The 7,907-nt window shown below is 53.4% G+C and carries 8 protein-coding genes; 6 read left to right on the forward strand and 2 right to left on the reverse strand.

The annotated features are described in order from the left end of the window. Window positions 1-85 precede the first annotated feature (85 nt). Window positions 86-1,066 carry a catabolite repressor/activator gene (gene cra, locus INT20_RS11275; protein WP_193055092.1) on the forward strand — a complete coding sequence of 327 codons (981 nt, stop codon included), beginning with the start codon at window positions 86-88 and terminating at the stop codon, window positions 1,064-1,066. Window positions 1,067-1,084: 18 nt separating this feature from the next. Here the strand turns inward: cra and INT20_RS11280 are convergent, their stop codons facing one another. Together INT20_RS11280 and pyk are read right to left on the reverse strand one after the other, a co-directional pair. Further along, a complete protein-coding gene (locus tag INT20_RS11280) occupies window positions 1,085-1,558 on the reverse strand; it encodes a methylglyoxal synthase (RefSeq protein ID WP_192527694.1) in 474 nt (157 codons plus the stop codon). 3 nt (window positions 1,559-1,561) lie between these two features. After that, entirely contained in the window at window positions 1,562-3,040 is a 1,479-nt protein-coding gene (pyk, locus tag INT20_RS11285) for a pyruvate kinase (protein ID WP_193055091.1), read from the reverse strand. Between the two features lie 254 nt (window positions 3,041-3,294). On the opposite strand from pyk, the gene gap reads away from it, so the two are divergent. From gap to INT20_RS11310, 5 genes are all read left to right on the forward strand, one after another. Beyond that, a complete protein-coding gene (gap, locus tag INT20_RS11290; RefSeq protein WP_172118285.1) occupies window positions 3,295-4,299 on the forward strand; it encodes a type I glyceraldehyde-3-phosphate dehydrogenase in 1,005 nt (334 codons plus the stop codon). Between the two features lie 178 nt (window positions 4,300-4,477). Continuing rightward, window positions 4,478-4,648: a hypothetical protein gene (locus INT20_RS11295; protein ID WP_172118284.1), complete on the forward strand. Its 171-nt coding sequence runs from the start codon at window positions 4,478-4,480 to the stop codon at window positions 4,646-4,648. 179 nt (window positions 4,649-4,827) lie between these two features. Further along, complete coding sequence (zwf, locus tag INT20_RS11300) at window positions 4,828-6,333, forward strand: glucose-6-phosphate dehydrogenase (protein ID WP_193055090.1); 1,506 nt, start codon at window positions 4,828-4,830, stop codon at window positions 6,331-6,333. Window position 6,334: 1 nt separating this feature from the next. After that, window positions 6,335-7,000, forward strand: a complete 666-nt coding sequence (pgl, locus tag INT20_RS11305; RefSeq protein WP_193055089.1) for a 6-phosphogluconolactonase — start codon at window positions 6,335-6,337, stop codon at window positions 6,998-7,000. Window positions 7,001-7,034: 34 nt separating this feature from the next. Then, window positions 7,035-7,697 carry a bifunctional 4-hydroxy-2-oxoglutarate aldolase/2-dehydro-3-deoxy-phosphogluconate aldolase gene (locus INT20_RS11310; protein WP_193055088.1) on the forward strand — a complete coding sequence of 221 codons (663 nt, stop codon included), beginning with the start codon at window positions 7,035-7,037 and terminating at the stop codon, window positions 7,695-7,697. The last annotated feature ends 210 nt before the right edge of the window (window positions 7,698-7,907 follow it).

Genomic DNA, 7,907 nt, shown 5'->3' on the forward strand with positions numbered 1-7,907 from the left:
AAGGCGCAAGGGGTGTGTTTTTAGACTTTGGTGGGGGTCTCGTCAAGGCGCTGTTACACTTTGCAGGCTTATAAGGAGAAAAAACATGACATTAGCCGATATTGCGCGGCTTGCAGGTGTTTCACGCACCACGGCCAGTTATGTCATTAATGGGCAGGCTGAACAGCGTCGTATCAGTGCCGCCACGATTGAAAAGGTCATGAGCGTTGTTCGTGAGCATCAATATCAGATTGATCCACAGGCGGCGGCGCTGCGCCGAGGTGCCAGTCGGCTGATTGGTTTAATCGTGCCTGACCTTGAAAACATCAGCTATGCACGCTTGGCGAAGCGCTTGGAGCGTGGTGCGCGCGAGCAAGGATATCGGCTGCTGATTGTAAGCTCGGATGACTGTGCCGAAAGTGAGCGCGCCCTGGCGCTTGCCCTGCGTGCTCAGCGCTGTGAAGTACTGATTACTGCCAGCTGCCTGGCCGACGTTGACCCATTTTATAGGGAATTGGTTAACGACGGCTGGGCCGTGGTGGGCATGGACCGAGGGCTGGATAGCCACTACTTTTCCAGTGTTGTTAGTGATGATCACGATGCCGCTGAGCGTTTAACGCTCTCGGTACTTAACCAGGATACGCGGCGAGTTGCCTGGCTTGATGCCATGCCTGAGTTGTCTATTAGTCGTGAGCGCCGGGCCGGTTTTGAGGCCGCGTTAAAAGATCGCGATATCGAGGAAGTGTATTTGAGCGCTGAGCGCTACGAGCGTAGTGAGGCGATGGAACTTGCCCAACAGCTGATTAGCGAGCCCAAGGGGCTGGATGCACTGGTGACCGCATCGTATACCTTGATGGAGGGCGTTTTAGATGCGTTTTTAGAACGTGGAGGGCTTTCCAGGCATATCCGGCTTGCCACTTTTGGTGATCACCGCCTGCTGGATTTTTTGCCTCAGCCGATTAATTCGGTGCACCAGGATTATGATCGGATAGCAGAATTGACGCTTAACAGTGCGCTAAAAACTGCCCGAGGCCAGGGGGGCGTCGGGCAGCAGGTCGTTAAGCGGCATCTTTTTCAGCGTGGGTAAGGGCGCTAAATCCTTAAGTTAAACCCTGGCGCTGGCCCAGGCGTTAGCATCGGGTATCGACATATCGTAGCGCTCACTTAGATAGGGCGATGAGAGCAGGAAGTCCGCACTGGCTGCGTTGTTGGCGACAGGTACATTCCACAGCGTGGCAAGGCGTAGCAGCGCTTTAACATCGGGGTCGTGGGGCTGTGGAGCAAACGGGTCCCAGAAGAACACCAATATATCGAGCTTTTGCTCGGCGATGCGTGCGCCTATCTGCTGGTCGCCGCCTAGTGGCCCGCTCATTAATCCTTCAACGGTCAAGCCCAGTTGTTGAGTTAACCGGCCTGCGGTGGTGCCCGTACCCATTAAGTGATGCTGGCGCAGCGTCTCCTGCCAGCGTTCCGCCCACTCCAGTAGTTCACTCTTTTTGCCATCGTGGGCGATAAGCGCAATACGCTTTTGAGCGGGTAAGGTACGTAGCGCTTGGCGAGGCGGTCGGGCATCGTTCATTGTTTATTCTCCTGATGTTTCCTGCTCAATAGCGATAATCTTCATGGTGTTGGTGCCGCCATGAGCGTTCATATGATCGCCGCGAGTCAGAATAATATGCCCACCCGGGCGTGCTAGGCCATAGGCTTTAAGCAATTTCAGCGCCTGCTGGTTTACTTCAGTGGGCTCCATCTGGGTGGTGTTGAAGGGGAGCGATACCACGCCACGGTAAAGTGCCATGCGGCGCTGGGCGACGGGACTATGCGCCAGGCCAACAATTGGCAGGCCAGAACGAATGCGCGAGGCAATCAGCGGTGTGTAACCGGTGGAGGTCATGCAGGCAATCGCGCTAACGCCGGTTAAATGGTTCGCGGCGTACATGGCCGAAAGGGCGATGGTTTCATCCATGCGCTCAAAGCCTTCATGCATGCGGTGGCCAGACGACTGTGCCAGCCGCTCGCGCTCGGCGCCTAAGCAAACACGGTCCATGGCTTCAACGGTTTCTACCGGAAATTCACCGGCTGCCGTTTCTGCTGAAAGCATAACGGCGTCGGTCGCATCCAGCACCGCATTGGCCACATCGAACACCTCGGCGCGTGTGGGCAGCGGGGATTCGATCATCGACTCCATCATTTGGGTGGCGGTAATCACGGCGCGGTTAAGCGAGCGGGCATGTTTGATGATGCGCTTTTGGGTGCCTATGAGTGCTTCATCGCCAATTTCTACACCCAGGTCGCCACGCGCCACCATAACGGCTTCAGAGGCAATAATGATGCCGTCCAGCGTTTCATCATCTGCCACTGCCTCGGCACGCTCCAGCTTGGCGACTAGGCCAATCTCTTTGCCTTCTTCGCCCAGCAGTGCGCGTGCTTCCCGCATATCGTCTGCTGAACGCGGAAAGGAGACCGCCAGATAATCCACGCCGATTTCCACTGCCGTTTTTAAATCGGCCTTGTCTTTGTCGGTTAAGGCGGGAGCAGAAAGGCCACCGCCCTGTTTGTTGATGCCCTTGTTGTTGGAGAGCTTGCCACCCACATGAACACTCGTGTGTATTTCCTGGCCCGCAATGGAGGTCACATCCAGGACAACGCGGCCGTCATCCAGCAGCAGCCGGTCGCCGGGGGCTACATCATCAATAAGTGATGGGTAGTCACAACCAACGCGTTCACTGTTGCCCGCATTGGTATCCAGCGCCATGTCTAGAATAAACGCTTCGCCTACTGATAAATGAATAGGGCCTTCAGCAAAACGCGCGATGCGAATTTTAGGACCTTGTAAATCGCCTAGTGCAGCAACACATTTACCTAAGCGCTGGGCGATATCGCGAACATCCTGTAGGCGTCGGCGATGATCATCGGCAGAACCGTGGGAGAAGTTAAGTCGAACGACATCGACGCCTGCCGTGATCATCGCCTCAAGAATACCTGGCTGGTCGCTGGCAGGGCCTAGTGTGGCAACAATTTTGGTACGGCGAAGCGGCAAAGGTGAATTCGATAGGCTCATGAGCAGGCTCTCCTTAAATATTAAAAAAAAGCAAAAAACCAGTGTTGTCAGACTGCAAGGTGACTGCTTAATTGTCGGCGTGAAGTGTAGACGACCATAGTGATAATATAGTAATTTTACTACAAATAGGTTATTCGATAGCCAGCAAAGCAGCGTTGTAAGCGATTTTGTTCTTTTTAAAACGCTTTTACGTGTCTTTTTGGTAATTTTTTTACTTGAATGAAGCCATCCACCACCGAGCATGAGGTGTCAGCATGACGATCAGAGTTGCTATTAATGGGTTTGGACGGATCGGCCGTAACGTCTTACGCGCCCTGTATGAAAACGATTACCGTGACAAAATTCAGGTAGTGGCGATTAATGACCTTGGCGATCCTTCGCTAAATTCGCATTTACTACGCCACGATACGGTGCATGGGCATTTCCCCTTCACTGTAGAGCACGACGCAGAAAGTATCAGCGTTGACGGCGACCGCATTGCGATCTCTTCCGAGCGCGATCCTGCCAGCCTCCCTTGGGCATCCATGAATATCGATTTGGTCATGGAGTGCACGGGGCTATTTACCAAGCGAGAAGCTGCTGCCAAGCATTTGGAAGCGGGCGCTAAACGAGTACTGATTTCGGCACCCAGCCCGGATGCGGATGCAACGATTGTTTTCGGTGTTAATGATGACGTGCTGACTGCTGAGCATAAGGTTGTCTCTAATGCATCTTGCACGACTAACTGCCTGGCACCTGTCGCCAAAGCGCTGAACGACACCATAGGTATCGAAAACGGCCTGATGACGACCGTTCACGCTTATACCAATGACCAGAATCTTTCGGATGTTTATCATACCGACCCGTACCGCGCACGCAGCGCCACTCACTCCATGATCCCGACCAAAACCGGAGCCGCCGCTGCGGTGGGTTTGGTGCTGCCTGAGCTGGAAGGTAAGCTGGATGGGCTGGCCGTGCGCGTACCGGTGATTAACGTGTCGTTGGTGGATCTAACCTTTAACGCAGGGCGCGATACCAGCAAGGAAGAGATCAACCAGATCCTCGAAAAGGCCGCTGCCAATTCGAGCGTACTGGCTGTCAATGCTCAACCGCTGGTATCCATTGACTTTAACCATGACGCGCATTCATCAACGTTTGATGCCAATCACACTCGTGTGAATGGCCGTTTGGTGAAAGTAATGGCGTGGTACGACAACGAGTGGGGTTTCTCCAACCGTATGCTGGATACCGCCATTGCGATGCAGGCAACCGCAAAATAGTTATTTTTGAAGTGCGCTGTTAATGTTTGATTTAAAGGCCGAAAATTTATTTTCGGCCTTTATTTTTAATAAAAAGAATCTTTTTTTAACAGGACTGCATTCAAAACGTCTCCTCGCGTGTATCCCCTATACAGCCACTATTTACGGCGGTTGATAATAATCCTCAAGGAGACTGAAAATGACCACTCATCATTTCACGCGTACCGCACTAGGCGCAGCGCTGATTGCATCCTTCAGTCATGCCGCACTAAGAGGCCTATGGCTGGCAAGCGAGCCAGCGCATAAGTGCCCCAGCTATGGAGGTCATTCTTCCTATGGTGGCGGCATCAGTGGGGGTATCCAGTGGTAGCGGCAGGTGCTATCAAGCACGTAGAGTGTGTTTATAGCGAAATAAAAGCGCGTCGAACCGCTCCAAAAATATTTTATTGTAGTAAAATTACATTAAATATTGCGCATGATGCCTTTTTTTAGATAGATTTTAGGTAATCTAACCACGTAGATGGTCGTGGATAATAAATAGGAGCAGAGATGAGCCAGTCATATGCCTCCCCAGGCGCCCCATTAGGTGAACGTGACCATGCCATTGATCTAGCGCTTTTCGGGGCGTTGGGCGACCTCGCCATGCGCAAGCTGTTTCCTGCTTTATATCATCTTGACCGTGAAGGTCTGATGCCCGAAAGCACCCGCATTATGGGGCTGGCGCGTCAGGAGCATGATGTGGCGTCGTTCAGGCAACTGGTTGGCGGCGCATTGCGTAAACGGCTCAAAAGCAGCGAACTAGAGGACTCAAGCTTTGAGCGCTTTCTAAATCGTCTGGATTATCGTCAGCTCGATTTTTCAACAGTAGAGGGCTTTGAAGCCATTCGCGAATGGCGAGAAGGCTCAAAACAACCGATGGTGGTGTACCTTTCTGTTGCCGCTCGTATTTATGGCGATATTTGTCACCATCTTCAGGCCAGTGGAAGTCTGGACGAAGACTCCCGCGTCGTTGTTGAAAAACCGATTGGCTACGATCTGGCATCGTCTGAACAGATCAACAATGCCATTGGTGCTGTATTTCCTGAGTCACGGGTATACCGCATTGACCACTACTTGGGTAAAGAAACGGTTCAGAACCTGATTGCGCTGCGCTTTGCCAATCCGCTCTTCGGCACTCAGTGGAACCAGAATCATATTTCCCACGTTGAGATTACCGTGGCCGAAAAGGTCGGTATTGAGGGGCGTTGGGGCTATTTTGATGATGCCGGCCAACTGCGTGACATGGTGCAGAACCACCTGCTGCAGCTGTTATGTCTGATCGCCATGGACCCACCCTCTAACCTGGATGCGGATGCCATTCGTGATGAAAAGGTAAAAGTGTTGAAAGCGCTGAAACCTTTTACAGGGGAGGCGCTAGGGCGCGATGTGGTACGCGGGCAATATATTGCCGGCACCAGCGATGGCCAAGCGGTGCCTGGTTACCTGGAGGAAGAGGGCGCTAATACCCAGAGCCAGACGGAAACCTTTGTTGCGATGAAAACCGAGGTGTCTAACTGGCGTTGGGCGGGTGTGCCTTTTTATCTTCGCACCGGTAAGCGGATGCCCGAAAAGCTGTCGCAAATTGTGATCCATTTCCGCCAGCAGCCGCACTATATCTTTGATCCGGACCAGCGCGATATTGCTTCTAACAAGTTAATTATTCGCCTTCAGCCGGAAGAGGGAATTGCCCTACAAGTACTTACCAAAGACAGTGGCCTGGATAAAGGCATGCGTTTGCGCCCAGGGCCCTTACATCTTGATTTTAATAGTGCCTTCCCTAAATCACGTATTCCCGATGCTTATGAGCGCCTCTTGCTTGAAGTCATGAAAGGCCAACAGTATCTGTTTGTACGCCGTGATGAGGTGGAGCACGCTTGGCGCTGGTGCGATCAGTTAATTGCCGGTTGGCAGAGTCGTGAAACCCCACCGAGGCGCTATCCGGCGGGCTCCTGGGGGCCGGTTGCCTCCATTGCGATGATTACCCAGGATGGCCGCAGCTGGTACGAGGATTATTAACATGAGCCAACAACGTCAAAAGCTGGCGGAACAGCTAGCTGAAGCGGTCGCGCAGGCCTTGAGTGAAGATCTAGACCGCCAGGAGCGCGTGCTTCTGGTCGTGTCCGGTGGCACGACCCCGGTACCTTTTTTTAAAGCCTTGGCCGCCAAGCCGCTAGCCTGGTCGCGTATCGATATCACCTTGGCGGATGAGCGCTGGGTGGATGAACAAAGCAGCGACAGCAACGCCAGGCTGGTGCGTGAAAACCTGCTGCAAGGCGCTGCCGCCGCGGCGCGTTTTGTGCCGCTAACCGCAGAAGCTTCAACGCCAGAAGAGGGCGTCGCGGCGGTAGCCGAACAGACCGCATCGCTTAGCTGGCCAGCCAGCGTGGTGATACTTGGTATGGGGGGGGATGGCCATACAGCCTCGCTGTTCCCGGATAGCCAGGAACTCGGGTTAGCGCTTTCTACTGATGAGCCGTTGGTGGCGGTGAGAACCCCTAGTCAACCACAGCCGCGGATTACCTTTTCAGCGTCCCGGCTACACCAGGCACATCGGCATATTTTACATATTACCGGTGACGATAAGCGTGCCGTACTGGCCAATGCCTTGAACGGCGATGATGTGCGGCAACTGCCAATACGTGCCTTTTTGTCATGCCCCTTGGCTATTTACTGGGCACCTTAACAATCAATTAATAATAGATTTCCGGAGACTTACGATGTCGATAGATAAACAGTTACCTTCAACGCGCACCGCTGAACTTGACAGCATTTGCCTTAAAGCGGAAGTGATTCCGGTGATCACTATTGATCGCCTTGAAGATGCCGTGCCGCTTGGAAAGGCCCTGGTAGAGGGCGGTTTAACAGTTCTCGAAGTCACCCTGCGTACCGACTGTGCGTTGGAAGCCATTAAGCGCATGCGTGAAGCGTTACCCGGAGCAAGCATTGGTGTGGGTACCGTACTCACCCCTGCTCAATATCGCCAGGCCGAAGAAGTAGGTGCTGATTTTGTCGTAACGCCGGGCACGACCGAGGCACTTTATCGTTACGGTATCGAAAGCTCAGTACCCATGCTGCCGGGTGTTTCGACCATATCAGAGCTGATGACCGGCTGGCAGTTCGGTTATCGCCGCTTCAAGTTCTTCCCGGCGGAGTCCAGCGGTGGCGTTAAAGCACTCAAGGCCTTTGGTGCCCCGATCCCTGGCGCGAAATTTTGCCCCACGGGCGGCATCACGGTCGAGAATGCGGCATCCTACCTGTCACTGCCCAACGTCATGTGCGTAGGTGGCTCCTGGCTCACGCCCGCCAAGTTGGTTGAAGCCGAAGATTGGGAAGGCATTCGCAAATTGGCTCAGGAAGCCGCTGAACGTTTTCATCATTAATGGAGCGCCTGGGTTTGTACGCCCAAGGCTATTTCAAGGGCTATTCCAAAGACTATTTCAAGGGCTATCCACAGGTTTAGGCGATTTCTAAAGGTCTTCCTGCCCAATCACCGGGCAACGTCATGTTGCCCGGTTTTTTTATGGTGCGCCAGGCATGGCGCGCAGCGCCTTAACAGGCGCTATTCCTGAGGGTGGTGCCTCAGGATGACT

This window comes from Halomonas citrativorans, from assembly GCF_014898005.1.
Classification (GTDB): Bacteria; Pseudomonadota; Gammaproteobacteria; order Pseudomonadales; family Halomonadaceae; genus Vreelandella; species Vreelandella citrativorans.